The sequence below is a fragment of the Mesorhizobium sp. WSM4815 genome (genome assembly GCF_055811575.1).
Genome location: NZ_JBVVQS010000102.1, coordinates 551,526 through 576,518 on the forward strand (window position 1 = coordinate 551,526; position 24,993 = coordinate 576,518).

General features: G+C 64.1%; 21 protein-coding genes and 2 pseudogenes. 10 read left to right on the forward strand and 13 right to left on the reverse strand.

Annotation, left to right across the window (positions count from 1 at the left end):
* The first annotated feature begins 140 nt into the window (after positions 1–140).
* On the forward strand, positions 141–758 hold the full coding sequence (locus AC0L2B_RS31415) for a L,D-transpeptidase (RefSeq protein WP_473748275.1): 618 nt from the start codon (positions 141–143) through the stop codon (positions 756–758).
* Between the two features lie 110 nt (positions 759–868).
* Here the strand turns inward: AC0L2B_RS31415 and AC0L2B_RS31420 are convergent, their stop codons facing one another.
* The 3 genes from AC0L2B_RS31420 to trpS form a co-directional block, all read right to left on the reverse strand.
* Complete coding sequence (locus tag AC0L2B_RS31420; protein WP_023796710.1) at positions 869–1,438, reverse strand: NifU family protein; 570 nt, start codon at positions 1,436–1,438, stop codon at positions 869–871.
* A 134-nt stretch (positions 1,439–1,572) separates the two neighbouring features.
* Positions 1,573–2,064 (reverse strand): universal stress protein, encoded by a 492-nt coding sequence (locus AC0L2B_RS31425; RefSeq protein ID WP_023796709.1) that lies wholly within the window; start codon positions 2,062–2,064, stop codon positions 1,573–1,575.
* A gap of 88 nt (positions 2,065–2,152) precedes the next feature.
* Positions 2,153–3,235 carry a tryptophan--tRNA ligase gene (trpS, locus tag AC0L2B_RS31430; RefSeq protein ID WP_128168326.1) on the reverse strand — a complete coding sequence of 361 codons (1,083 nt, stop codon included), beginning with the start codon at positions 3,233–3,235 and terminating at the stop codon, positions 2,153–2,155.
* A gap of 237 nt (positions 3,236–3,472) precedes the next feature.
* Between trpS and AC0L2B_RS31435 the strand changes: the two genes are divergently transcribed.
* The gene (locus tag AC0L2B_RS31435; RefSeq protein WP_473748115.1) at positions 3,473–3,634 is read left to right on the forward strand and encodes a hypothetical protein; all 162 of its coding nucleotides are present in this window, start codon (positions 3,473–3,475) and stop codon (positions 3,632–3,634) included.
* 45 nt (positions 3,635–3,679) lie between these two features.
* Here the strand turns inward: AC0L2B_RS31435 and murJ are convergent, their stop codons facing one another.
* Positions 3,680–5,263, reverse strand: a complete 1,584-nt coding sequence (gene murJ / locus AC0L2B_RS31440) for a murein biosynthesis integral membrane protein MurJ (RefSeq protein WP_473748116.1) — start codon at positions 5,261–5,263, stop codon at positions 3,680–3,682.
* Between the two features lie 46 nt (positions 5,264–5,309).
* Positions 5,310–8,111: a [protein-PII] uridylyltransferase gene (locus tag AC0L2B_RS31445; protein WP_473748117.1), complete on the reverse strand. Its 2,802-nt coding sequence runs from the start codon at positions 8,109–8,111 to the stop codon at positions 5,310–5,312.
* 114 nt (positions 8,112–8,225) lie between these two features.
* Here AC0L2B_RS31445 and AC0L2B_RS31450 point away from each other — a divergent pair.
* The 3 genes and pseudogenes from AC0L2B_RS31450 to AC0L2B_RS31460 form a co-directional block, all read left to right on the forward strand.
* Positions 8,226–9,619: pseudogene (locus tag AC0L2B_RS31450) on the forward strand (HAD-IC family P-type ATPase); the annotation flags it as partial.
* A 43-nt stretch (positions 9,620–9,662) separates the two neighbouring features.
* Positions 9,663–10,064 carry a CopM family metallochaperone gene (gene copM, locus AC0L2B_RS31455; RefSeq protein ID WP_128174105.1) on the forward strand — a complete coding sequence of 134 codons (402 nt, stop codon included), beginning with the start codon at positions 9,663–9,665 and terminating at the stop codon, positions 10,062–10,064.
* 32 nt (positions 10,065–10,096) lie between these two features.
* Positions 10,097–10,942, forward strand: coding sequence for an aldo/keto reductase (locus AC0L2B_RS31460; RefSeq protein WP_473513980.1), 846 nt, complete (start codon positions 10,097–10,099; stop codon positions 10,940–10,942).
* A gap of 24 nt (positions 10,943–10,966) precedes the next feature.
* Here AC0L2B_RS31460 and mutS read toward each other — a convergent pair whose 3' ends face one another.
* Positions 10,967–13,654: a DNA mismatch repair protein MutS gene (mutS, locus tag AC0L2B_RS31465; protein WP_473748276.1), complete on the reverse strand. Its 2,688-nt coding sequence runs from the start codon at positions 13,652–13,654 to the stop codon at positions 10,967–10,969.
* A gap of 205 nt (positions 13,655–13,859) precedes the next feature.
* On the opposite strand from mutS, the gene AC0L2B_RS31470 reads away from it, so the two are divergent.
* Positions 13,860–16,139, forward strand: coding sequence for an NADP-dependent malic enzyme (locus AC0L2B_RS31470; RefSeq protein WP_473748118.1), 2,280 nt, complete (start codon positions 13,860–13,862; stop codon positions 16,137–16,139).
* 17 nt (positions 16,140–16,156) lie between these two features.
* On the opposite strand, the gene AC0L2B_RS31475 is transcribed toward AC0L2B_RS31470, so the two are convergent.
* The gene (locus tag AC0L2B_RS31475; RefSeq protein ID WP_473748119.1) at positions 16,157–17,149 is read right to left on the reverse strand and encodes an adenosine kinase; all 993 of its coding nucleotides are present in this window, start codon (positions 17,147–17,149) and stop codon (positions 16,157–16,159) included.
* A gap of 201 nt (positions 17,150–17,350) precedes the next feature.
* Here AC0L2B_RS31475 and AC0L2B_RS31480 point away from each other — a divergent pair.
* Positions 17,351–18,236, forward strand: a pseudogene (locus AC0L2B_RS31480) (DMT family transporter).
* 97 nt (positions 18,237–18,333) lie between these two features.
* The gene (locus tag AC0L2B_RS31485) at positions 18,334–19,029 is read left to right on the forward strand and encodes a sulfate transporter family protein (RefSeq protein ID WP_473748120.1); all 696 of its coding nucleotides are present in this window, start codon (positions 18,334–18,336) and stop codon (positions 19,027–19,029) included.
* Positions 19,030–19,114: 85 nt separating this feature from the next.
* Here AC0L2B_RS31485 and AC0L2B_RS31490 read toward each other — a convergent pair whose 3' ends face one another.
* The 6 genes from AC0L2B_RS31490 to AC0L2B_RS31515 form a co-directional block, all read right to left on the reverse strand.
* On the reverse strand, positions 19,115–20,110 hold the full coding sequence (locus tag AC0L2B_RS31490; RefSeq protein WP_473748121.1) for a proline racemase family protein: 996 nt from the start codon (positions 20,108–20,110) through the stop codon (positions 19,115–19,117).
* A 13-nt stretch (positions 20,111–20,123) separates the two neighbouring features.
* Positions 20,124–20,927: an isocitrate lyase/PEP mutase family protein gene (locus AC0L2B_RS31495; RefSeq protein WP_473748122.1), complete on the reverse strand. Its 804-nt coding sequence runs from the start codon at positions 20,925–20,927 to the stop codon at positions 20,124–20,126.
* Positions 20,928–20,996: 69 nt separating this feature from the next.
* Positions 20,997–21,845: a hypothetical protein gene (locus AC0L2B_RS31500; protein ID WP_473748123.1), complete on the reverse strand. Its 849-nt coding sequence runs from the start codon at positions 21,843–21,845 to the stop codon at positions 20,997–20,999.
* Between the two features lie 85 nt (positions 21,846–21,930).
* Entirely contained in the window at positions 21,931–22,599 is a 669-nt protein-coding gene (locus AC0L2B_RS31505) for an HAD family hydrolase (protein WP_473748124.1), read from the reverse strand.
* Positions 22,600–22,749: 150 nt separating this feature from the next.
* Positions 22,750–23,235: a dUTP diphosphatase gene (gene dut, locus AC0L2B_RS31510; protein WP_473510350.1), complete on the reverse strand. Its 486-nt coding sequence runs from the start codon at positions 23,233–23,235 to the stop codon at positions 22,750–22,752.
* A gap of 84 nt (positions 23,236–23,319) precedes the next feature.
* A complete protein-coding gene (locus AC0L2B_RS31515) occupies positions 23,320–23,790 on the reverse strand; it encodes an Lrp/AsnC family transcriptional regulator (RefSeq protein ID WP_473748125.1) in 471 nt (156 codons plus the stop codon).
* Between the two features lie 115 nt (positions 23,791–23,905).
* Here AC0L2B_RS31515 and AC0L2B_RS31520 point away from each other — a divergent pair, with 115 nt between their 5' ends.
* Both AC0L2B_RS31520 and AC0L2B_RS31525 read left to right on the forward strand, forming a co-directional pair.
* Positions 23,906–24,160: a DUF6356 family protein gene (locus tag AC0L2B_RS31520; RefSeq protein WP_473510346.1), complete on the forward strand. Its 255-nt coding sequence runs from the start codon at positions 23,906–23,908 to the stop codon at positions 24,158–24,160.
* Between the two features lie 14 nt (positions 24,161–24,174).
* Positions 24,175–24,975, forward strand: coding sequence for a class II glutamine amidotransferase (locus AC0L2B_RS31525; protein ID WP_473748126.1), 801 nt, complete (start codon positions 24,175–24,177; stop codon positions 24,973–24,975).
* The last annotated feature ends 18 nt before the right edge of the window (positions 24,976–24,993 follow it).

Below are 24,993 nucleotides of genomic sequence, written 5' to 3' on the forward strand. Positions count from 1 at the left end.
CAGCTGTGGACTTACCGGCATGTAAGCCCCTGCATATAGGCATCGCCCGCTTGGCAAGCAAAGCAAATGCCAGCATGAATGATAGCGACAAGGCGGCCGTCTCGTGCCGCTACCTTTCGGGCGGGGCATCGGACCTTTTCATGCGCATGAAGTCATTCGCAATCGTCGCGGCACTTGCGCTGTCGACGGCAATTGCCGGTTGCAGCACCATCGGCTCGCAGATCTTCACCAACAACTATGGCCCGATGACCGACGCAGGCTATCAACTGCCGCGCATTCCGATTGAAAAGGTGCCGTTCAAGTACCGCCGGCAGATCGTTAGCTACGACACCGATGAAAAGCCGGGCACCATCGTCGTCGATACCCAGAACAAGTTTCTCTATTATGTCATGGGCGGCGGCGAGGCGATGCGTTACGGCATCGGCGTCGGCCGCGAGGGTTTTGAATGGCGCGGCACCGCCCGCATCGCCGCGAAGCGCGAATGGCCGACCTGGACGCCGCCATCGGCGATGATCAAGCGCCAGCCGGAACTCGCCAAATTTGCCGGGGGCATGGACCCCGGATTGACCAACCCGCTCGGCGCGCGCGCCCTGTATCTGTTCAACAAGGGCGGCGATTCAGGCTACCGCCTGCATGGCAGCCCGGAGTGGAACTCGATCGGCAAAGCGATGTCGTCGGGCTGCATTCGGCTGATGAACCAGGACATCATCGACCTTTACGACCGCACCTCCGTCGGCGCCAAGGTCATCGTTCTCTAGAGCTCATACGCGGACCGTCTAGGCAACAACTGACGTCCCAAAACAAAAAACCGGGCAATTTGGCCCGGTTTTTTGTGTCGCGCGAAGGGGCGAATTGACGTCCTTTGATCTTAAGAGACCTGTTCGACCTGCTGCACCTCGGGCACAAAATGCCGGAGCAGGTTCTGGATGCCATGCTTGAGCGTCGCCGTCGACGACGGGCAGCCGGCGCAGGCACCCTTCATGTGCAGGAACACGGTGCCGTTCTCGAAGCCGCGGAAGGTGATGTCGCCACCGTCCTGGGCGACGGCCGGACGCACCCGCGTGTCGAGCAGTTCCTTGATGGTGATGACCAGTTCCTCGTCGGCCTTGTCGTAGAATTCGCCGGTCTGGCTGGTCTCGGCGGCGGGGCCGGCCCTGGCCATGACCGGCGCGCCGGACATGAAGTGCTCCATGATGGCGCCGAGGATCGCCGGCTTCAGATGCTGCCAGTCGGGGCCGTCCTTGGTCACGGTGACGAAATCATAGCCGAAGAAGACGCCGGTCACGCCGGGGATCTCGAACAGCCGGCCGGCCAGCGGCGAAGCCGCGGCAGCGCTGTCGGCATCGCGGAAATCGGCGGTGCCTTCGACAAGCACTTCCTTGCCGGGCAGGAACTTCAATGTCGCCGGATTTGGCGTCGATTCGGTCTGGATAAACATGGACGTCTCCGAGCCCGTTCGGGCATATAGTTTGGAATAATTCTAAATAGGCCCTATCGGCAGGACATTCAAGCGAAAGCCATCGCCGGAACGGCTGGCTGGGAGAATGTTTTTGCGGTCTTCTGCAACACACCTTAGGCCAGGCTGTCGATTTCTTCGTCTGACAGGTTCTGCGGCACCACTGTCACCGGGATCGGGAAGGCGGCGCCCTTGCCGGCGACCGCGCCGACCAGCGGGCCCGGCCCCTCCTTGCCGGCGCCGGCGGCCAGCACGAGGATGGCGATATCCTGGTCCTCCTCGATCAATTTGTGGATCTCTTCCGTCGGCTTGCCTTCGCGCACCACCAGTTCCGGCTCGATGCCGAGCTTCTGGCGCACCTTGTTGGCATAGCTGTCCAGTGCGGCGCGCGCGGTGGCGGTGGCCTCCTCGCGCATGATCTTCTCGACACCCAGCCAATGCTGGAAATCGTCCGGCTCGATCACATAGAGCAGCACCAGCACGCCGCTGGTGCTCTGCGCGCGCTTCGAGGCGTAGACGACGGCCCGTTCGCATTCGGGCGTGTCGTCGATAATCGCCAAAAACTTGCGGCGATGGCCGGCTTCGCGGCTGAGGCGTTTGGAGACCATATTCTACCTCAAATGGTTTCGGTCGCAATCTGCCACCGCCACGGCCCGGCCGCAAGCGACCGGCGGATGTAGCGATATTGGCTGCAGATTAACCCTGCAGCAGGCCGATGATGTCGCGCACGGTCTTCATCGTCGCCTCGGCCAGCAGGCCGGCCCGCTCGCCGCCATCCCTGAGCACCGCGTCGACATAGGCGCGGTCGTCGGAAATGCGGCGCATTTCGCCGGCGACCGGCGCCAGCTTTTCCACGGCAAGGTCGGCCAGCGCCGGCTTGAACACCGAAAACTGCTGGCCGCCGAACTCTTTCAGCACCGCCTCCTTCGATATCTCGGCGAGACCCGCATAGATGCCGACCAGGTTTTCGGCTTCCGGCCGGCCGGCCAGGCCGTCCAATTCGCCAGGCAACGCCTCCGGGTCGGTCTTGGCCTTGCGGATCTTCTTCGAGATGCTGTCGGCATCGTCGGTCAGATTGATGCGCGACAGGTCCGACGGATCCGACTTCGACATTTTCTTCGAGCCGTCGCGTAGCGACATGATGCGCGCCGCCGGTCCGCCGATGATCGGTTCGGTCAGCGGGAAATAACCGTTCACGGTCTCCTCGCCGACCTTCATCTCGACGCCGACGCCAAGGCCGGCGATGCGGTCCGAAAAGTCGTTGTTGAATTTTTGCGCGATGTCGCGTGTCAGCTCCAGATGCTGCTTCTGGTCGTCGCCGACCGGCACATGGGTGGCGCGGTAGACGAGGATGTCGGCCGCCATCAGGCTCGGATAGGCAAGCAGCCCAAGAGAGGCGTTCTCGCGATCCTTGCCGGCCTTGTCCTTGAACTGCGTCATCCGGTTCATCCAGCCGATGCGGGCCACGCAGTTGAAGATCCAGGCAAGCTCGGCGTGCTGCATGACCCGCGACTGGTTGAAGACGATGTGCTTCTTCGGGTCGATGCCGGAGGCGAGAAACGCCGCGGTGATCGCGCGCGTCTGGTCCTTGAGATCCTCATGGACAAGCTGCGCGGTCAGCGAATGCAGGTCGACGACGCAATAGATGCAATCGGAGGTGTCCTGCAGGGCAACGAATTTCTTGATGGCGCCGAGATAGTTGCCGAGGTGCAGATTGCCGGTCGGCTGGACGCCGGAAAAAACGAGGGGCTTGAAGGCAGGCTGATTGGCGTCAGTCATGGTGTTTCCCTGGCTTGTGGAGGGCCGTTTCGCGCGCGGCGAAAGTCTTGCGACGGCGCGCTTATGGACGAGAGCGAGTAGACGATCAAGGGGCTGCAGGCGATCGCAGCAGAGCGATTGCTTCAGGTCGGATTGCTTGTTCGATGTTGTTGGCGCTGCGCCTATAGCGCCTGTCTCGGCTTAACATCGATATGGCATGATAGGAGCATATTCTCCAAACCATCTGACGAGAAATGGATGACCATCTCAAACGAGAAAGCTTTGGAGCACCGACATGGCCGCGAGACGCCGCTGGAGACAGCGGCGCGGCTTCGGGCCGAATTCGGGATCGAACTTACCAAGCAGGCGCGTAAGCCGCTGCCGCGCCCGGTCTATGACGAATTGTCCGGCGAAGACTGATGCTTGTCGACGGGGTCGCTACGGTCAGGTTTACGGATCTGGAGACTATTCCCTGGTCGAAGGGGAGCCCTTCCGCCTGATATTGCGCCGGATCATGCCGAAAACCGCCCCCCCGATGGCGAAGGCGGTGACGAAATAAAGCAGCGCCCCGCCGGCGACGAGCCCAAGCAGCGTTGCAGTCTTGACCACCAGCGGCGAGCCGGAAGCGAGGCTGGCGGCAAACCAGTGTTCGGCAAAATACAGCGCCGCCGCCATCACCGCGGCCGACAGCACCAGCCGTGGGATGCGTCTCATGAGCGGCACGTCGCGGCCCCAATGGCCGCGCCGGATCAGCACGCCGAGCAGCATCAGCGCATTGACCCAGCCGGCGACGGCCGAGGCGACGGCGATGCCCGGCGCGCCCATCTGCGGAAACAGCGTCAGCGCGGTGGTGATGTTCACCGCCACCGAGATCGCGGCGAAGATCATCGGCGTGCGTGTGTCCTCGCGAGCGAAATAGCCGGGGGTGAACGCCTTGATCAGCACGAAGGCCGGCAGCCCCAAGCCGAAGATCGCCAGGATCGCCGCCACGATCGGCGTCGAGTTGTTTGCGGCAAATGCTCCGCGTTCGTAGACCAGCCCGACGATCGGCTCCGCCAGGACCAGCAGTGCCGCCGCCGCCGGCAAGGTCAGGAACAGCGTGAACTCCACCGACCGGTTTTGCAGATTGGCCGCCTCGATCAGATTGCCCGACTTCAGCGCCCGCGACAGTTCGGGCAGAAGCACGATTGCGACGGCGATGCCGACGACGCCGAGCGGCAGCTGGTAGATGCGATCGGCATAGGCGAGCGACGACACCGCACTGTCCTGCGCCGAGGCGATCGCGGTGCCGATCAGCTGGTTGATCTGGGTGATGCCGCCGGTGATCGCCGCTGGCAGCGCCAGGATCAGCAGCCGCTTGACATTGGGCGTCATCCTTGGCCGGCGGAAACCGATCGAGATGCCGGCATGGCGCACCGCCACCCAGACGATCGCCAGTTGCACCAGCCCCGCCGCCAGCACGCCCCAAGCCAGTGCGAAGCCAACGGTGCGCGCGTCCGATCCCTTGTGCCAGGCATAGGCGAGCACGCCGATCAGGATGACGTTGAGGAACACCGGCGCCACCGCGGCGGCGAAATAGCGGCGCAGCGAATTCAGCATGCCGGCCATCATGGCGCCGAGCGACATGCAGATCAGATAGGGAAACATGATGGTCGCGAGCCCGACCGTCATCTCGAACTTTTCCGGCGAGTCGGCAAAGCCCGGCGCCACCAGGTAGCGCACGATCAGCGGCATCGCCAGTTCCATGGCGATGGTCAGCGCCAGCAGCGCCGTGAACAGCACGCCGAACACCTCTTCGGAAAAGCGCTTGGCGCCATCGGTGCCGTGGGTTTCGATCTCCTTGGCGAAGAGCGGCACGAAGGCGGCGTTGAAGGCGCCTTCGGCAAACAGCCGCCGGAAGGTGTTGGGAAACTGGAAGGCGGCGTTGAAGGCGTCGGCGATCGGCCCGGTGCCGAGCGCGGCCGCCATCAGCATCTCACGGCCAAAACCGAGGGCGCGGCTCATCAGCGTGCCGGAAGCGACCGTCGCGAACTTTTTGACAAGGCTCATGCGTCTGGAGACTGCCTGCAGGATTGGGACAAATGAATGGTGGCTGTCACTCGGCCGCGGCCTTGGCCTTGCCGCCGCGCTCGGGCACGGTGCCTTCGAGGACCTTGATCAGCCTGTTTTGGATGGCGGCCATCCGCGTCGGGCTGTCGATCTTCTGGCCGGTGAGATCGGTGACATAGAAGGTGTCGATGACCTTTTCGCCGAAGGTGGTGATGTGGGCCGAGGCGATGTCGAGCGACAGGTCGGACAACGCCCCGGTGATCTCGGACAGCAGGCCCGGCCGATCCAGCCCCTCGACCTCGATCACCGAGAACCGGTTCGACAGCGTGTTGCGGATTTCGGCGCGCGGCTGGATGCGGAAGACCTTGGCGCCGCGCCGCGGCTTGGTGCGTTTCTCGATCATCTCCGGCAGCCAGCTCTTGCCCGACAGCACGTCCTCGATCAGACGGCCGACGCGCTCGGCGCGGCGGCGCTCGTCCTCGTCGCGGTCGAATTCCCTCGAGATCAGGATGGTGTCCAGCGCGCGGCCATCGGAGGTGGTGAAGATCTGCGCGTCGACAATGTTGCCGCCGGCCGCCACACAGGCGCCGGCAATGACCGACAGCAGGCGGGGATGGTCCTGCGCCAGCACGGTGATCTCGGTCACCGCCTCGAACTGATGGGTCTTGATCATCGTGGCGAGCTTCTTGCCCGCCGCATCCGCCTCGCGGATGAATTCGGCGTGGCGAAGCTGGTCGGCGAGATCGACCGCCAGCAGATAATTCTCATAGTGCTTGGCGACATAGCGCTTGCGGGCCTTTTCCGGCCAATCGGCGAGCGCCTCGGCCAGCTTTTCGCGGGCGGCCGCGGTGCGCATCGCACGCGACACCTCCGAAAACCCGCCGGTCAACAGCAATTCGGTCTCGTAGTAGAGCGTGCGCAGCAACTGCCCCTTCCAGCCGTTCCAGACGCCAGGCCCGACGCCTCTGATATCGCAGACGGTCAGGACGAGCAGCAGCTTCAGCCGTTCGACCGACTGCACGATCGCGGAAAAGTCCTCGATCGTCTTGCGGTCGTTGAGGTCGCGGGTCTGCGCGGTCATTGACATGACGAGATGATTCTCGACCAGCCAGGCGACCGTTTCGGTGTCGGCCGCCGACAGCCCCATATGCGGGCAGATCCGCCGCGCGATCCGGGCGCCCGCTTCGGAATGGTCCTCCGGCCGGCCCTTGGCGATATCGTGCAGCAGGACCGCGACATAGAGCGCCTCGCGACTTTTCTTCAGCCCCGGCATCAGCGAGTGGGCAAGCGGGTGGATCTTTTCACCGTCGCCGCGCTCGATCTCGGCTAGCACGCCGATACAGCGGATCAGGTGCTCGTCCACCGTATAGTGGTGGTACAGCGAGAACTGCATCATGGCGACGATCTTGCCGAAATCCGGGATCAGCTTTGCCAGCAGTCCCGCCTCGTTCATGCGCCTGAGATTGAGTTCGGCATTGCGGTCCGACGTCAATATGTCGAGGAACAGCCGGTTGGCTTCCTCGTCGCGCCTGAGCGCCTTGCCGACGAGGCCGAGCGAACGGGTCAGCAGCTTCAGCGCATCGGGGTGAAATTCCAGCCCGTGCTTGTCGGCGAACCAGAACAGCCGCAGGAGATTGACCGGATCGCGCTCGAACACCAGGTCGTCGGCGATGTTGATGCGATGGTTGTCGACAATGAAATCGGACGTGCCGGCAAGCTTGCGCTTGCGGCGCGAGAAGGTGAGAAAGATGCGGTTGAAGCCCGGCACATGCTTGGCCTGCTCTTCCTCGAGCGCCGCGCAGAAGATGCGGGTCAGATCGCCGACGTCCTTGGCGACGAGGAAGTAATGCTTCATGAAGCGCTCGACCGCCGACAGGCCCGGATGTGTGGTGTAGCCCAGCCGCTCGGCGATCTCGCGCTGGATGTCGAAATGCAGCCGCTCCTCGGCCTTGCCGGTGAGGAAATGCATGTGGCAGCGCACCGCCCACAGGAAGTCCTCGGCCTTCTGGAATTCCCGGTATTCGGTGCCGGTGAAGACGCCCTTGTCGACCAGTTCCTCGCCGGTGCGGACCCGGTAGAAATACTTGCCGATCCAGAACAGCGTCTGCAGGTCGCGCAGGCCGCCCTTGCCGTCCTTGACGTTGGGTTCGACCAGATAGCGGCTTTCGCCGGCCTTGGCATGACGCTCGTCGCGTTCGGCAAGCTTGGCCTGCACATATTCGGGTCCGGTCGTGCGCACCACCTCGCGGTCGAAGCGCTGCAAGAGCTCGTCATAGAGCTTCTGCTCGCCCCACAGGAAACGCGCCTCCAGGATCGAGGTGCGGATGGTGATGTCGGTGCGCGACTGCCGCAGGCATTCGTCGATGTTGCGGGTGGCGTGACCGACCTTCAGTCCCAGGTCCCACAGCACGTAGAGCATGTATTCGACGATCTGCTCGCCCCATGGGGTCTGCTTGTAGGGCAGCAGGAAGAGCAGATCGATATCAGATCCCGGCGCCAGCGTGCCGCGACCATAGCCGCCGACCGCGACGACGGCCATGCGTTCGGCCGATGACGGGTTCTTGACGCGATAGACGTGGGTGGCGGCGAACTCGTAGAGCGCGCGGATGATTTCGTCCATGAGATGCGACAGCCGGGCGGCGCAGGCAGTGCCGCTGCCGTCGTCCATCAGCATGCGTTCGGCGATGCTGCGGCCGGCGGCCAGCCTGCCCTTGAGAAGCTGGAGAACACCGGCACGCGCAGCCTCGCCGGAGCCGTCGCCTGCCGTGGCCGCAGTCAGCGCGGTCATCTCGCGGCGCAAGGCTTCGCCGTCGATCAGTTCGTCGAGCTTTAGAGAGATTCTTGCCATAAGTGCCGTTCGGCCTCGCCGTTTTGGCGGCGTCTATAGCGCGTTTTCGCGGCGCTGGGTATGGGGCGGACAGACAGGCTCTCCACGGCAGTCGAAACCGGATGATCGCCTCCTGCCGCACTTGAGGCGGAGCCGGCAAAGTATCTTGGCGACAGGCCGGAGCAGCAGGCGATGCCGAAAGGCACGCAATACACCTGTCCGATGCATCCAGAAATCGTCCGCGACAAGTCAGGCGCCTGCCCGATCTGCGGGATGGCGCTGGAACCGATGGCGTGCCGACCGGCGCCGAGGGCCCGAACCCGGAACTGGTCGATTTCACCAGGCGCTTCTGGGTGAGCGCCGTGTTGTCGGTGCGATTGCTGATCTTCGCCATGGCGCCGATGCTCGGCCTGACGTTTAGCGCCTTCATCGAGGATTCGACCAAGATCTGGGTGGAATTGGCGCTGGCCAGCCCGGTTGTGCTGTGGGCGGCTTTTCCTTTCTTCCATCGCGGCTGGGAATCGGTTCTCAACCGCAGCCCCAACATGTGGACGCTGATTTCGCTCGGCGTTGGTGCCGCCTATCTCTACAGCGTCGCCGCCGCGCTGTTCCCCGATATATTTCCGCATCAGTTCCGCGGTCATGAGGGCACGGTCCCGGTCTATTTCGAGGCAGCCGCCGTCATCGTGGCGCTGGTTTTCCTCGGCCAGGTGCTGGAATTGCGCGCCCGTGAAAAAACCGGCTCGGCGATTCGCGCGCTGCTCGACCTCGCGCCGAAGACCGCGCGGCTGATCGGCGAGGACGGTTCCGAAAACGACGTGCCGCTCGACACGGTCAAGGCCGGCGACCGCCTGCGCATCCACCCCGGCGATGCCGTGCCGGTCGACGGCATGGTGCTGGACGGCCGCTCTTCCGTCGACGAATCGATGCTGTCCGGCGAGCCTCTGCCGGTCGAAAAGACTGAAGGCGATTCCGTCACCGGCGGCACGCTCAACAAGAACGGTTCGCTGATCATGCGCGCCGAGAGGATCGGCGCCGAAACCACGCTGGCGCGGATCGTCGACCTCGTCGAAAGCCATCGCAAGCAAACTCGGCATTGACGAGGTGCGTGCCGGCCTGCTGCCGCAACAGAAGAGCGCGCTGGTCGAAGAGTTGCGCGCCAGCGGCGGCGGCGTCGCCATGGCCGGCGACGGCGTCAACGACGCGCCGGCGCTGGCCGCCGCCGATGTCGGCATCGCCATGGGCACCGGCGCCGATGTCGCGGTCGAAAGCGCCGGGATCACGCTGGTCAAGGCGATCTCAACGGCATCGTTCTGGCCCGCACGCTCGCCCAGGCGACGATCCGCAACATCCGCCAGAACCTGTTCTTCGCCTTCCTCTACAACGTGCTTGGCGTGCCGGTCGCCGCCGGCGTGCTCTATCCGCTCACCGGCACGCTGTTGTCGCCGATGATTGCGGCAGCGGCGATGAGCCTGTCCTCGGTGTCGGTGATCACCAACGCGTTGCGGCTCAGGATGTTGAAACTCTGAGCCAAGTCCCCAGATAGGAACTCGTTCAAAAAGGAGATCATGAATGACGTTGGCCAAGAAGATCGTGCTGCTGCTGATGGCGGCCGGAATGCTGCTTGCGGTTTTCCTGGAAAGCATTCCGTCGCAAGCCCAGGAGACGAAACACGACATGGGGGCGCACGACATGGGGGCGATGGGCGCGCAGGGTGCCTCGACCGACAGCTACAAGGCGGCGATGGACAAAATGCACACCGCGATGACGGCGATCGAATATTCCGGCAATGCCGATGTCGATTTCGCCCGCGGCATGATCCCGCATCACCAGGCGGCTATCGACATGGCCAAGGTCGAGCTTGCCAATGGCAAGGATCCGGAAATGCGCAAGCTGGCCGAAGCGGTGATCGCGGCGCAGGAAGCCGAGATCAAGCGGATGCAGGATTGGCTGGCCGCCCATCCGGTGAAGTAGCATCAGCCATCGGGCCTCGACTGGAGCACGCCATGCCGTCAACGATAAGAACCACAACATTGCCCTCGGGCGAAGCCGTTCCCGTGCTGGGTCAAGGCACCTGGAAAATGGGCGAGGACGCCCGCCGCCATGCCGATGAGGTCAATGCCCTGAAGCTTGGGCTGGATCTCGGCATGACGCTGATCGACACCGCCGAAATGTATGCCAGCGGTGGCGCCGAGGAAGTGGTGGCGGATGCTATAGCCGGGCGCCGCGACGAGGTGTTCCTGGTCTCCAAGGTGCTGCCATCCAACGCCTCGCGCACCGGCGTGCCGGCTGCCTGCGAGGCAAGCCTCAGGCATCTGCGCACCGACCGCATCGATCTCTATCTGCTGCACTGGCCCGGCAGCGTGCCGCTGGCGGAAACGGTCGAGGCCTTCGAAGCGTTGAAAAAAGCCGGCAAGATCCGCCATTGGGGCGTCAGCAATTTTGACACTCATGAGATGGAGGAACTGGTCAGCCTGCCGGCCGGCGACGGCGTCCAGACCAACCAGATCCTCTACAATCTGTCCCAGCGCGGCCCCGAATTCGACCTTGCGCCCTGGAGCCGGCAGCGCGGCATTCCGCTGATGGCCTATTCGCCGGTCGACCAGGGCGTATTGGCGCGCAACGCCAGCCTCGAAGCCATCGCCGCCCGCCACGATGCGACGCCGGCTCAGCTGGCGCTGGCCTGGGTGATGGCACAGGACGGCGTCATCGCCATTCCAAAGGCCAGCAAGCAGGAGCATATCCGCCAGAATGTCGCGGCGCTCGACATCGAGCTTACGCGTGAGGATTTCACCGAAATCGACCGCGCCTTCCCACCGCCGCGGCGCAAGCAGGGCCTGCAGATGATTTGAGGGATGGGAGCGGACGAGGCCCAGCTATTTCCCCGCCATTCCCTTCAGCCGATACAGCGCCTCCAGCGCCTCCCGCGGCGTCATCTCGTCGGGGTTGATCGCGCCGAGCGCGGCGCCCAGTGCGTCGTCCTTCACCGGCTTCGGCGTTTCCCGTTTCACCGCCACCGAAAACAGCGGCAGATCGTCGACCAGCCGGTTGGCCTTGCCCGAAACCTCGCCAGCTTCCAGTTGGTGCAGCACTTCCCTGGCCCGCCCGACCACCGCCTCCGGCAAGCCGGCCAGACGCGCCACCTGCACGCCGTAGGAGCGGTCGGCGGCACCCTTGCCGACCTCGTGCAGGAAGACCACGTCGCCTTCCCATTCCTTGACCCGCATGGTGACATTGTGCAGTCGAGCGAGCTTGCTGGCCAGCGCAGTCATTTCGTGGAAATGGGTGGCGAAGATCGCCCGGCAGCGGTTTTTTTCGTGCAGATACTCGACCGCCGCCCAGGCGATCGACAGGCCGTCGAAGGTGGCGGTGCCGCGGCCGATCTCGTCGAGGATCACCAGCGCGCGTTCGCCGGCCTGGTTGAGGATCGCCGCCGTTTCGACCATCTCGACCATGAAGGTCGAGCGGCCGCGCGCCAGGTCGTCCGAGGCGCCGACACGTGAAAACAGCCGGTCGACAACGCCGATATGGGCTGAGGCCGCCGGCACGAAGGAGCCGGTCTGGGCGAGGATGGCGATCAGCGCGTTCTGCCTGAGGAAGGTCGATTTGCCGCCCATATTGGGGCCGGTCAGCAGCCAGATCGCGCCGTTTTTGGCATTGCCTTCCGGCGACAGATCGCAATCATTGGCGACGAACGGTCCTTCGCCCGAACGCCGCAGCGACTGTTCCACCACCGGATGCCGCCCGCCCGAAATGGCGAAGGCGAGGCTCGCGTCCACCACCGGCCGGCACCAGGCGTCGCTTTCGGAAAGCAGCGCCAGTGCCGCCGACACGTCGAGCACGGCGAGTGCTTCGGCGCCGGCGCGGATCTTGTCCGCCTCGCCAACGGCTTCCGCCGTCAGCCTGTCGAAGGCGGCAAGCTCGATCGCCAGCGCCCGGTCGGCGGCATTGGCGATCTTCGATTCCAGCTCGGCCAGTTCGGTCGTGGTGAAGCGCATGGCGTTGGCCATGGTCTGGCGATGGATGAAGCGCGCCTTCGCCCCGTCGCTGCTCGTCATGATCGCATGGTTGTTGGCGGTGACTTCGATGTAGTAGCCAAGCACATTGTTGTGCCGGATTTTCAGCGAGCGGATGCCGGTTTCGTCGATCAGCGAGCGCTCCAGCCCGGCGATCACCTTGCGCGATTCATCGCGCAGCGCCCGCATCTCGTCGAGCTCGGCGTTGTAGCTGGAACGGACGAAGCCGCCGTCGCGCTTGAGCAGCGGCAGCTCGTCGGCGAGCGCCCGTGTCAGATGCTCGGCCAGCGGGCGCGGCAGCGCTTCGATCGCCGCCAGCGCCGCCGCCAATTCTGGCGGCAGGGCGGTCGCCGCAAACAGTTCGGCAATAGCGCCGGCTGCCTCGAACCCGGCACGCAGCACGCCGAGATCGCGCGGGCCGCCGCGGTTGAGCGCCAGCCGCGACAGCGCGCGTGGCATGTCGGCGACGCTCTTCAGGCTCGCCCGCACCGCCTGGCACAGCCGTGTCTCGGACCGGAAGAACGACACCGAATCCAGCCTTGCGCCAATTGCCGCCGGATCGGTCAGCGGCGCCATCAGCCGATCGGCGAGCAGCCGCGCGCCGCCGCCGGTCACCGTGCGGTCGATCGCCTTCAACAGCGAACCCTCGCGGCTGCCGGACAGCGTGCGCAGCAGTTCCAGATTGGCGCGTGTCGCCGGATCGATGAACAGCGTCGAACCCTGCTCCTCGCGCTCGGGCCGCGACAGCGGCGGCCGCTCGGCCTTCTGCGTCTTCTCGACATAGGCGATTGCGCCTGAGATCGCCGACAGCTCGGCGCGGGAAAACGTGCCGAAACTGTCCGGCGTCGCCACCTCGAAGAAACGGGCGATGCGGCCCGCGGCCGACGCCGAGTCGAACAGGCTCGGCGGCTGCGGACTGGCGATGCGGCCGAGCACATCGAACACCGGTTTCAGCTCTGGATCGTAAAACACCGGTTCGGCGACGATCAGTTCGCGTGGCTCGACGCGAAAGACATCGGCGAGCAGCCGGTCGGCGCTGGTCTCGGCAACGCGGAAGGCGCCGGTCGAGATCTCGATCCAGGCCAGCGCAAAACTTCCTTGGTTCCCTGTCGAGCTGCCGCGCTCCCCGCTTCTTTGTTCGGCTCCGCCCTTGACCCGGCCAAGTGCCATCAAGAAACTCGATTCCGACGGCGCCAGCAATTTGTCCTCGGTGATGGTGCCGGGCGTTACCAGCCGCACCACGTCGCGGCGCACCACCGATTTGCCGCCGCGTTTCTTCGCCTCTGCCGGATCCTCGATCTGCTCGCAGACGGCGACGCGGAACCCTTGTCCAATCAGCTTCTGCAGATAATCGTCGGCGGCATGCACCGGTACGCCGCACATCGGGATGTCGAGGCCCTGGTGCTTGCCACGCTTGGTCAGGACGATGCCGAGCGCCCGGCTCGCCTTCTCGGCGTCGTCGAAGAACAGCTCGTAGAAATCGCCCATGCGGTAGAACAGCAGCGAATCCGGGTTCGCCGCCTTGATCTCGATATACTGCTCCATCATCGGCGTTGCCGGCGCAAAGGCCGGCGTAGCGCTGTCGCTGCGAATGGGCGTTTCGTCGTTCAAGAAGTTGCTTCCAAAATTTCCCAAGCCATCTGCTTGGCGGTTTACAGCGGCGAAGTGTAGCCTTAATCCCGAACGTTCCACAAAAGAAAGCACCGCGCCCGTCTCAACGAGGTGCTGCACGGGTGAGGAAATCGAAAGCATCATGGCCAAGAAAACCGAAAGCAACGGCCCCTCCGTCAGTGCGCAGGAGGCGCTGGAATTCCACGCCATGGGCCGCCCGGGCAAGCTGGAGATCGTCGCCACCAAGCCGATGGCCACCCAGCGTGACCTAAGCCTCGCCTATTCGCCGGGCGTCGCGGTTCCGGTGCTTGCCATTGCCGAGGATCCCAGCCGCGCCTTCGACTACACGGCGCGCGGCAACATGGTCGCCGTCATCTCAAACGGCACCGCCATCCTCGGCCTCGGCAATCTCGGCGCGCTGGCCGCCAAGCCGGTGATGGAAGGCAAGGCGGTGCTGTTCAAGCGCTTCGCCGATGTCGATTCGATCGATCTCGAGGTCGACACCGAGGATGCCGAAGAGTTCATCAATTGCGTGCGTTTCCTTGGGCCGTCGTTCGGCGGTATCAATCTGGAAGACATCAAGGCGCCGGAGTGCTTCATCATCGAGCAGCGGCTGCGCGAACTTATGGACATACCGGTCTTTCATGACGACCAGCACGGCACCGCCATCATTTCGGCGGCCGGCCTGATCAACGCGCTGGAAATCACCGGTCGCGACATGAAGACCACCAAAATGGTCTGCAATGGCGCCGGTGCCGCCGGCGTCGCCTGCATCGAGCTGATGAAGGCGATGGGCTTTGCGCCCGAAAACATCATCCTGTGCGACACCAAAGGTGTCGTCTTCCAGGGCCGCACCGAAGGCATGAACCAGTGGAAGTCGGCGCATGCCGTCAAGACCGACGCACGCTCGCTGGCCGAGGCGATCGACGGTGCCGACGTGTTCCTCGGCCTCTCAGCCAAGGGCGCGCTGACCACCAAGATGGTGCAGTCCATGGCCGAGAAGCCGATCATCTTCGCCATGGCCAACCCCGATCCGGAGATCACGCCGGAGGAAGTCGCCGAAATCCGCGCCGATGCCATCATGGCCACCGGCCGTTCGGACTATCCGAACCAGGTCAACAACGTGCTCGGCTTCCCTTACATCTTCCGCGGCGCGCTGGACGTGCGGGCGACCACCATCAATGACGACATGAAGATCGCCGCGGCGCGTGCGCTCGCCGAACTGGCGCGCCAGGATGTACCCGACGACGTCGCCGCCGCCTACCAGGGCATGCGGCCGAAATTCGGCCCCAACTACATCATCCCGGTGCCGTTCGACCCGCGCCTGATCTCGGCCATTCCGATCGCGGTTGCCAAGGCCGCGATGGAATCCGGCGTCGCGCGCAAGCCGATCCTCGACCTCGACCGCTACGCGCAGGAGCTTTCCGCCCGCCGCGATCCGATCGCCTCGACCCTTCAGCGCATCTACGACCGCGTGCGCCGCCAGCCCAAGCGCATCGTTTTCGCCGAGGGCGAGGAGGAGCAGGTGATGCGCGCCGCCGTCTCCTATGTGAACCAGCGGCTCGGCACCGCCATCCTGCTGGGCCGCGACGACATCATCAAGGAGAACGCCAGGAACGCCGGCATCGAACTGAACAAGCAAGGCATCGAGATCATCAATGCCAGGCTGTCGCGCCGCAACGGCGTCTACACCGACTATCTGTACGAGCGTATGCAGCGCAAGGGCTTCCTGTTTCGCGACTGCCAGCGCCTGATCAACACCGACCGCAACCATTTCGCCGCCTGCATGGTGGCGCTGGGCGATGCCGATGGCATCGTCACCGGCGTCACCCGCAACTACTCGACGGCGCTCGACGACATCCGCCGCATCATCGACGCCAAGCCCGGCCACCGCGTGATCGGCGCCTCGATCGTGCTGGCGCGGGGCCGAACCGTGATCGTCGCCGACACCGCCGTGCACGATATGCCGAATGCCGAACAGATCGCCGACATCGCCGAGGAGGCCGCCGGCTTTGCCCGCCGCATGGGTTATGAGCCGCGGCTGGCCATGCTTGCCTATTCCACCTTCGGCCATCCGCAGGGCGAGCGCTCCGAACGCATCCAGGAAGCGGTGCGCATCCTCGACAAGCGGCGCGTCGATTTCGAGTATGACGGCGAGATGGCAGCCGACGTGGCGCTCAGCGCACGCGCCATGGCGCAATACCCGTTCATCCGGCTGACCGGCCCAGCCAATGTGCTGATCATGCCGGCATTCCACTCGGCCTCGATCTCGACCAAGATGCTGCAGGAGCTCGGCGGCTCGACCGTCATCGGCCCGCTGCTGGTCGGCCTGGACAAGCCGGTTCAGATCGTCTCGCTCAACGCCAAGGACAGCGACATCGTCAACATGGCGGCAATTGCCGCTTATACGGCGGGGGCCTGAGGAGCGAGCGCCTCTTCCTAAATCAAGCCCGCCTGCTCAGCCTCGTGGCGCAGATTCTGCCGCGGCCTTGGCCCGATCTGCTGGATCACCAGCCCGGCCGCCAGCGAGCCGAGATCGCCGCAATGCTTCAGGCTGCGGCCTTGTGTGTAGCCGTAGAGGAAGCCGGCGGCATAGAGGTCGCCGGCGCCGGTGGTGTCGACCAGTTCGCGGATTTCCGTCGCATTGATGGTGACGGTCTCGTCGCCGCGCACGATGACCGAGCCCTTTTCGGAGCGGGTGACGGCGGCGATCTTGCAATCCTTGCGGATCTGGGCCAGCGCCTCGTCGAAGGAGGCGGTCTGGTACAGCGACTTGATCTCGTGGCTATTGGCAAAAACGATATCGACAGTGCCCGAGCGCATCAGCTCCAGAAACTCCTCGCGGTAGCGGTCGACGCAGAACGAATCCGACAAGGTCATCGACACTTCGCGCCCGGCTGCGTGGGCGAGCTTCGCCGTCTGCCGGAACGCTTCCTTGGCGCGCGGCGGGTCCCACAGATAGCCCTCGAAATAGGTGACGGCGGCGCCCGACGCCTTGTCCGCCTCGACATCCTCCGGACCGAGCTCGACGCAAGCGCCGAGATAGGTATTCATCGAGCGCTCGCCGTCCGGCGTGACGAAGATCATCGAGCGTGCCGTCGGCGGTTCGCCATTGAGCGGCCTGGTGTCGAAGGCCACGCCCTGGGCGTGCATGTCATGGGCGTAGATTTCGCCGAGCGTGTCATTCGAGACCTTGCCGAAGAAGGCGGCGCGGCCGCCGAAGCTGGCGACGCCCGCCGCCGTGTTGCCGGCGCTGCCGCCGGAGGCTTCGATGGCCGGGCCCATGCGGCTGTAGAGCAGCTCGGCGCGCCTCATGTCGATCAAATTCATCGCGCCCTTGATGATGCCGTTCGTCTCAAGGAATGCCTCGTCGCACTGGGCGATGATGTCGACAATGGCATTACCGATACAAAGCACGTCATAGTTCGGCATCAATGATGTCTCCGCGAAAACCACCGGCTTTCTGGCACGCCGGCCGCGGGCGGGTCTAGCGATTTGATGCGGCTTTGCCTAGCCAACAATCACGGTTGGATAATGATCGAAGCATTTCTTTCGTGCCTCGCTTACAAGGATGGCGTCGCCGATCAATGTTCCCCCGAAGGTTGCGAACCCGCCATGCCTGCAAAAACCGACATGAAGACCGAGCTGGCGCTCCTCATTGCGCTCGCGGTGCTGTGGGGTGCTTCCTATACCTTCATCAAGATCGGCGTCGAGACGATCCCGCCGGTAACGCTGATCGCAGCCCGAACGTTGATTGCGGGTGGAATTCTTCTCGCCCTCATCCGCTGGCGTGGCCTGACCCTGCCGCGCGATACCGCCAGCTGGCGTCGGTTCGCGTTCCAGGCATGCCTCAACAGCGTTGTGCCGTTCACGTTGATAGCCTCGGCCGAGCGCTCGCTAGACGCCGGCCTGGCCACGATCCTGAATGCGACGTCCCCAATCTTCACCTTCTTGCTGACCGCGCTCATCACGCGCCACGAACCAGTGACCATGCGCAAACTGTTCGGCGTCGGTGCGGGAAATAGCTGGAATATGCCTCATCGTCGGCACCCAGGCGCTTGGCGGCCTTGGTCACCAGTTGTGGGCGCAGCTTGCCGTCGTCGCGGCGACGGTCTGCTACGCAGGTGCCGCCATTTTCGGTCGCGGCTTCAAGGGCCTCGATCCGATGATTCCAGCCGCCGGTTCGATGCTTTGCGGCGCCGCGATACTCGTCCCCCTCAGCCTTGTGTTCGACCGCCCTTGGGCGTTGGCGCCATCAACGGCCTCGATCCTTGCTCTGCTCGGACTTTCGGTTTTTTCAACTGCGCTGGCCTTCTGCATTTATTTCCGCCTCATCCATACGTTGGGCTCCGTCGGCACCACCTCGCAGGCCTATCTGCGCGTGCCGATCGGCGTCGGTATCGGGGCCGTATTCCTCGGCGAGAGCCTTGGCCCGACGGCGTGGTGGGGAATGGCCCTTGTTGTCGCCGGCGTGGCTGCGATGACCATTCCTGTCCGCAAGCCGGTGTTTGCGCGGTAACTGCGTTATCAGCAGCAGTTGCGCTGATGATTTCCCTTTCCTATCTCGGGGGGCGTCCTGCCCAAAACGGGCGCGTTGCATATGGGTTTGAAACGCGATGATACTCGACGCCGCCCGCGCCGCCCTGAGCCGGCTGTTCTCGCCCGAATTCCGCTCGGTTTTCATCAAGACGCTGGGGCTCACCTTGCTGGCGCTGGTGGCCTTGTGGTTCGGGTTGACGAGCCTTGTCGAGTGGCTGGCCTTGCCGTGGTTGGAGTCCCTGATACCCGGCCTGCCGTCCTGGGCCGGCTGGTTGGGCGGCATCATCGCCGCCATCGCCCTTGCCTTCGGTCTGGCCCTGCTGATCGCGCCGGTGACGGCGATCATCGCCGGCCTGTTCCTCGACGCCGCCGCCGAACTGGTCGAGCGCACCGACTATCCCGATGACCCACCCGGCCGCGCGATGCCGGCACTGCGCTCGCTGGTGCTGGCGATCAAATTCTTTGGCGTCGTCATCGTCGGCAACCTTTTGGCCTTGCTGCTTCTGCTGGTGCCGGGCATCAACATCGCCGCCTTCTTCATCGTCAACGGCTATCTGCTGGGACGTGAATTCTTCGAATTCGCCGCGATGCGCTTTCGCCCGGAGGCCGACGCCCGGGCGTTGCGCAAAAAACATGCCGTCACGGTGTTACTCGCCGGGCTGGTTGTCGCTGCCTTCCTCGCAGTGCCGCTGCTCAACCTTTTGACGCCGCTGTTCGCCGCCGCCATGATGGTACATCTGCACAAGGCGATCTCGGCGCGGGAAGCGGCTTAGGAGTGCTGATGTTCTGGTGATGCAGGCTTGCGAATGGCGGTTGTAGCCAAACGTTACGCTCCGTTTCGTTTTGTTGGGTTCGGCGCTAACGCAAAAGAAAACCGTGTCCCAGTTCGTCGTCGGGTTCGACGATGAATTCGGCCCGGCCGCTGTAGAAGGCGCGGCCGCCGACGCGGGCGATGATGGCATCATGCGGCCCGGCTTTCGCGGTCCTCGCCACGCTGCCGGAAAAGCGCGAGCCGGCGATACTCTCGAACAGCCGCGTCTGGCCGGCGATTTCGCCCCTGGCATGCATCGCCGCCAGCCGCGCGGCGACGCCCGATCCGGTCGGCGAGCGGTCGACCTGGGCCTCGGCGAAGACGCAGATGTTCTTGGTTGGGCTATCTGAATATGCGTCCTGTCCGTCGGTCAGGATGGTGCCGTAGAGAAAGGCAAGCTCGGCATGGTCGGGGTGCGACAGCGGGAATCCCTTCTTCAGCTTCTCCGTCAGTGCCGTCGCCGCATCGACGAAATCGCGCACGCGGTTCTTGCCGAACTCCAGCCCGAACTGCCGGCAATCGGCGAGCGCATAGAAGGCGCCACCATAGGCGATGTCGAATCCGATCGCCCCGTAACCCGGCAATTCGACCTGCTGGTCGCGGGCGAACAGAAAGGCCGGCACGCTTTCGAATGACACAGCACCGGCCTTGCCGTCCTGCACCTCGACCGAGGCGACGACCAGTCCGCACGGCGCCTCGATGTTGACTGTCGTCAGCGGCTCCTGCCGCGCCACCAGTCCCTCGTCGACGGCGTAGCGGCCGAGCGCGACGATGGCGTGGCCGCACATCGTCGAATAGCCCTCATTGTGCATGAACAGCACGGCGAGGTCGGCGCCGGGCAGATCGGGTTCCACCAGCAGCGCGCCATACATGTCGTGATGGCCGCGCGGCTCGAACATCAGGATCTTCCTGAGATGATCGAGGTGATCGCGCACATAGGCGCGTTTTTCCAGGATCGTTTCTGCAGGAATCCTAGGATAACCACCGGTGACGATCCGCAGCGGCTCGCCGCCGGTGTGCATGTCGACGACGCTGAGCTTCATGCGTTGGGCCAATCTAAGCTGAAGATTTGGCAAACAACGCCTGCAGCTTGCCGAACGGCATGGCGGTGCGGGTGAAGCCGAAGGTGCCGTCCTGCTGGATCTCGCGCGCCGCCGTTTCCAGCATGCCGAAGGCGTAATTGGTCAGCCAGGGCCCGAGCGAAATGCGCTTGACCCCTGCCTGGGCAAGATCGGCGATGGTGAAGCCGGGCCTCACCATGACGTTGACCGGCTTGGTCAGCGCCGAGCAGACGGTTTGCACCGTCTCGATATCGCCGAGGCCTGGCGCGTAGAGCACGTCGGCGCCGGCCTTCTCGAAGGCCTGCAGCCGCTTGATCGTGTCGTCGATGTCTGGCCTGCCCCACAGAAAATTCTCGGCCCGCGCGGTGAAGACGAAGTCATGCTTCAGCGCCCGTGCCGCCTCCGCTGCAGCGGCGACGCGCTCGACGGCATGCGAAAATTCATAAATCGGCTTGTCGGGCTCGCCGGTGTGGTCCTCGATCGAGCAGCCGGCGAGGCCTGCCGCTTCGGCTGCGAAGACAGTTTCCGCGGCACTTGTCGCGCTGTCGCCCTTGCCCTTCTCGAGGTCGGCCGAGACCGGCAGGCCGGTCGCCGCGGTCACCTCGCGGCAGTGGTGGATCATCGCCTCGAAGGTCACCGCGCCATCGGGCAGGCCGCGCGAAAAGGCAAAGCCGGCGCTGGTCGTCGCCAACGCCTTGAAACCGAAGGAGGCCAGCAGTTTCGTCGTGCCGACGTCCCAGGGGTTGGGCATGACGAAGATCGAACTGTGCAGGTCGCGAAAGATTTTGCCCTTGTCCATGGATGCTCCCCAGAGTGCGAAGCGCATTTTATCCCGCCACTGCCCGCCGGGCAAACGAATGCGATTGGGTCAGAAGCGATTGGCGTTCTCTCCTGCCAATTTGTCCAGTGCGTCGGACCCCTTGACGTATGCGGTCCCGTCCCAATGGTAGGTGACGGAGATATCGCGCGAGGCAGCCTCAGGCGCCGCATCGTCGCAGCTTTCGCCATTCGGCAAGGTGGCATCGGTCACCGTCGCCTTGATGGCCGCATAGGGCTGGCCTTCCGCAACGGTCTGGAACGCCAACTCCTGGGTGCGCCTGTAGGCGCACAGGGACCCGTCGAACGTAGAGATCATGTCGATCAGCTCGAATCTGTCGTCGCGGACCAGGATCAGCGGCGTGCTCACATAGCCCTGGCTCGAATTGAAATGCGTGCTCAGGGTGATGATGACGTCATCGCCTGGCCCGATCGGAAGCTTGCCCGGATCGCGGAAATAGGTGCTCCGGTCGACGGCGACATTGACAGCGTCGAGCAGTCTCGGGTTGCCGGCAAGTTCGTAGAGCGCCAGCACCGCAAAGCCCTCAGCGCTGTCGGAGGAACTGCCGAGGTCGAACAGCATGGACAGCCGCTCCTTGCCGCCGGCCCTGATCTGGAGCACGCCAGCATCGGAAAAGCCCGACGTTTCGGGTGGCAGGCCACCGCTATCCCCACCTTCGATATGGCGCATCTCGATCGGCATGGAACCACGGTAGAAGCCGTCCTTGTCCGCCGCCAGATCGGGAATGACCATCCTGGCGAGGTCGAGATAGGTCGTGTCCTTGTGGCCGGGAACGGCGCTGCCAAGGTCCGGGAAGCTGACGCCCTGCGCGCCGGCCGCGGCCCACAGACACGGCAGCAGCAAGCAGGCGAGGGTGAAGCGAAACAGGATCGAGTTCATAGGCTGGGCGCCTCCCACTGTCGAACATTGGCAAGCTAGCATGGGCGCCTGGCGCGTCCAGCCGGATAAAAACCTGAAGACCAGATCAGGGGATCGGCACCAGCCCGGCCAGCTCGCGCATGTCGTGAAACAGGATGCCGCCGGCCTCGGTCAGGCCGTCGCGGTCGGAATGCGGGTCGCCGTAGTAGGAAAATACGCGCATGCCGGCGGCAATGCCGGCTAATGTCCCGGCGACGCTGTCCTCGATGACGATGCAGTCGGCTGGCGCGAAGCCCATCGTGCTTGCGGCATGCAGGAACAGGTCGGGAAAAGGCTTGCCGCGCGAAACCATGGTCGAGCTGAACAGTGCATGCTCGAACAGCGGCAGCAGCCCGGTCTGGCCGAGCGTGATGTGCATTTTACTCACCCGCGCCGACGAAGCGACGCAAGTTGCGATGCCGGCAGCGTGCACGGCTTCGATGAACTGCCTGACATAGGGGACGGCTTCGACGCCATGCGCGAACAGGTCCGGCAGTCCGGCATTCCAACGGTCGACGAAATCGGCGCCGAGGCTGGCGCCGGTCGCCTCGACTTCCTTCTGCACCGGGACCATGGCGCGACCGGAGAAGTTCTTGCGGCAATATTCGAAGCTTGCCGGGTATCCGGCGGCGCTGAGCCATTCGGCAAGGCGCCGATTGGCTAGGTTTTCGGTGTCGACCAGAACCCCGTCGCAATCGAAGATGACGAGTTTGGGAAGGGATCGTGTTTCACTCATATTGAACCATTCTGCAGGGTTAATTCGAGCCAAATCCTTCGGCCTTCGGACTTGGCCGTGCCACCAGCACGGCCCACGCCGAAGGCCTCGACCTTGACCCGAATTCCCTCCGGCAGAATGGTTCAATATGAGTGAAATACGACCCAGACATCAGGCCGTGCCGGTCGATCCGAAGCCGCCGGAGCCGCGCGTCGTTCCGCCGGCCAAGCTGCGCTCATCGACCATCGCCTGCGTCACCGGGGCGAAGACGATCTGCGCGATCCGCATGCCGCGCGTCACCGCGAAATCCTCGTCGCCAAGATTGATCAGCAGCACCTTGACCTCGCCGCGATAGTCGCTGTCGATGGTGCCCGGCGTGTTGAGGCAGGTAAGCCCGTGCTTGAAGGCGAGGCCCGAGCGTGGCCGGACCTGGCCTTCCACCCCCTCAGGGATCTCCAGGATCAGTCCGGTCGGCACCAGCGCGCGTTTTCCCGGCAGGATCAGCAGCGGCCGGTCGTCCGGCACCGCGGCGCGCAGATCCATGCCGGCGGCGCCCGGGCTTTCATAGGCGGGAAGCGGCAGGCCTTCACCGTGCGGCAGCCTGATGAAGCCGACGGCCGGACCGATGACGGAGGAAGTGTAGAGGGCTGCGCGCATGAGGCTGATCCTATCGCTATCAACGCCGATTCAGTCAACTCGGCGGCCAGACTATCAACGGCTTTCTTTCAGCGCAGTTCCGTTTCAGCGCAGTTCTACGGGGACGATGGTCGTCTCCTTGATCTCCTCCATGACGAAGGAGGCCGAAACATCCGACAGCGCCACCTTGGCGATAAGCCGCTGATAGAGCCGGTCATACGCCTTCACGTCGGCGACGCGGGCGCGCAAGACATAGTCGAGGTCGCCGGACATGCGGTAGACGCCGGTGATCTCGGGAAAGCCGCCCACTGCCGCCCGGAATTTTTGCAGCCAGTCGGGATCATGATTGGAGGTCCGGACCAGGATGAACACCGAAAGGCCAAGGCCAAGCTTGTCGGCATCGACCAGCGCCACCCGGCCGGTGATGACGCCGTCTTCCTCGAGCCGCTTGACCCGGCGCCAGCAGGCGTTGCGCGACAGCGACACTCTTTCCGACAATTGGTCGACCGACAGCGTGCCGTCGCGTTGCAGTTCGGCCAGCAATCTTCGGTCGATCTCATCGATTTCCAGCGACATGTGGGATGTTTGTCCCAATAATTGACCAGACACAAGGATATTTTGGGACTAATCAATCAAAACCTCGTGCCAGAATACTCAGCATCGGGGGCTTACCCAGCCAGGAGGGATCACCATGACGACACGGCTTGCAAGGCTCTTTACCTCTCACCCGGCCAAGGTGGGCGAGACCTATTTCAGCCATATGGCCTTCGCGGCGTGGTTCTGCTCGCGTCTGTTCATGGCAGCGTTCGCCGCACTCATTCACGCTTTCTTGCCATTTCTGTGTGAGACTACGGCCAGCCGAATCGTCCGCGAGCTCTATGAGCGCACGCACAACAGAGGCACACACGCGATCAAGGAGCCTGCGGCTCGCATGGATCGCGCCTGAGGGAAGATTGAGCGATGTGCCGGTGGGCGGCCTACCTTGGCGAAGCGGTTTTCCTGGAAGACATCGTCACGGCGCCCTGCCATTCGCTGATCGCCCAGAGTCATTGCGCTCAGGAAGCCAAGTCGCCGACCAATGGCGATGGCTTTGGTCTCGCCTGGTACGGCGACCGGCCCGAACCGGGTCTCTATCGCGACATCCTGCCGGCCTGGTCCGATCCCAATCTGAAGAGCCTGTGCCGGCAGATCAGGTCCAGCCTGTTCCTTGCCCATGTGCGCGCCTCGACCGGCGGCGCCACCAGCCGCATGAACTGTCATCCCTTCACTGCCGGCCGCTGGTCGTTCATGCACAACGGCCAGATCGGCGGCTTCGAAAGAATCCGCCGCGCGCTGGAAAACGCGCTCTCCGACGATGTCTTCGATCGCCGCGAGGGCACCACCGATTCCGAACTTTTCTTTCTCCTGATGATCGACGAGGGTCTGGCGGGCGATCCGCAAGGCGCGGTGTCGCGCGCTACGGCGCGGGTGATCGACGCCTCGCGCCGCGCCGGCTTCGAACCGGCGCTGAGACTTACCGCCGCCTTGTCGGACGGCGAATCGCTCCATGCGGTGCGCTATGCGACCGATGCCCACGCGCCGACGCTCTACACCTCCGTCTTCCGCAACGGCGGCGGGCGATGCCTGATGTCGGAGCCTTTCGACCGTGATGGCGGCGACTGGCAGCCGATCCCGCCGTCTAGCTTCGTCACCATTACCAGAGACGGCATGACCACTCGTCCATTTGCGCCGGAACCGGCAAGACTGGCGCTGGCCGTGTAGCTCCCTCGCTATCGCGGC

Bases quoted from the DNA above. Each gene is read 5' to 3' on its own strand.
- AC0L2B_RS31415 (WP_473748275.1), top strand. From the start codon at position 141: ATGCGCATGAAGTCATTCGCAATCGTCGCGGCACTTGCGCTGTCGACG.
- AC0L2B_RS31420 (WP_023796710.1), bottom strand. From the start codon at position 1,438: ATGTTTATCCAGACCGAATCGACGCCAAATCCGGCGACATTGAAGTTC.
- AC0L2B_RS31425 (WP_023796709.1), bottom strand. From the start codon at position 2,064: ATGGTCTCCAAACGCCTCAGCCGCGAAGCCGGCCATCGCCGCAAGTTT.
- trpS (WP_128168326.1), bottom strand. From the start codon at position 3,235: ATGACTGACGCCAATCAGCCTGCCTTCAAGCCCCTCGTTTTTTCCGGC.
- AC0L2B_RS31435 (WP_473748115.1), top strand. From the start codon at position 3,473: ATGACCATCTCAAACGAGAAAGCTTTGGAGCACCGACATGGCCGCGAG.
- murJ (WP_473748116.1), bottom strand. From the start codon at position 5,263: ATGAGCCTTGTCAAAAAGTTCGCGACGGTCGCTTCCGGCACGCTGATG.
- AC0L2B_RS31445 (WP_473748117.1), bottom strand. From the start codon at position 8,111: ATGGCAAGAATCTCTCTAAAGCTCGACGAACTGATCGACGGCGAAGCC.
- copM (WP_128174105.1), top strand. From the start codon at position 9,663: ATGACGTTGGCCAAGAAGATCGTGCTGCTGCTGATGGCGGCCGGAATG.
- AC0L2B_RS31460 (WP_473513980.1), top strand. From the start codon at position 10,097: ATGCCGTCAACGATAAGAACCACAACATTGCCCTCGGGCGAAGCCGTT.
- mutS (WP_473748276.1), bottom strand. From the start codon at position 13,654: ATGATGGAGCAGTATATCGAGATCAAGGCGGCGAACCCGGATTCGCTG.
- AC0L2B_RS31470 (WP_473748118.1), top strand. From the start codon at position 13,860: ATGGCCAAGAAAACCGAAAGCAACGGCCCCTCCGTCAGTGCGCAGGAG.
- AC0L2B_RS31475 (WP_473748119.1), bottom strand. From the start codon at position 17,149: ATGCCGAACTATGACGTGCTTTGTATCGGTAATGCCATTGTCGACATC.
- AC0L2B_RS31485 (WP_473748120.1), top strand. From the start codon at position 18,334: ATGATACTCGACGCCGCCCGCGCCGCCCTGAGCCGGCTGTTCTCGCCC.
- AC0L2B_RS31490 (WP_473748121.1), bottom strand. From the start codon at position 20,110: ATGAAGCTCAGCGTCGTCGACATGCACACCGGCGGCGAGCCGCTGCGG.
- AC0L2B_RS31495 (WP_473748122.1), bottom strand. From the start codon at position 20,927: ATGGACAAGGGCAAAATCTTTCGCGACCTGCACAGTTCGATCTTCGTC.
- AC0L2B_RS31500 (WP_473748123.1), bottom strand. From the start codon at position 21,845: ATGAACTCGATCCTGTTTCGCTTCACCCTCGCCTGCTTGCTGCTGCCG.
- AC0L2B_RS31505 (WP_473748124.1), bottom strand. From the start codon at position 22,599: ATGAGTGAAACACGATCCCTTCCCAAACTCGTCATCTTCGATTGCGAC.
- dut (WP_473510350.1), bottom strand. From the start codon at position 23,235: ATGCGCGCAGCCCTCTACACTTCCTCCGTCATCGGTCCGGCCGTCGGC.
- AC0L2B_RS31515 (WP_473748125.1), bottom strand. From the start codon at position 23,790: ATGTCGCTGGAAATCGATGAGATCGACCGAAGATTGCTGGCCGAACTG.
- AC0L2B_RS31520 (WP_473510346.1), top strand. From the start codon at position 23,906: ATGACGACACGGCTTGCAAGGCTCTTTACCTCTCACCCGGCCAAGGTG.
- AC0L2B_RS31525 (WP_473748126.1), top strand. From the start codon at position 24,175: ATGTGCCGGTGGGCGGCCTACCTTGGCGAAGCGGTTTTCCTGGAAGAC.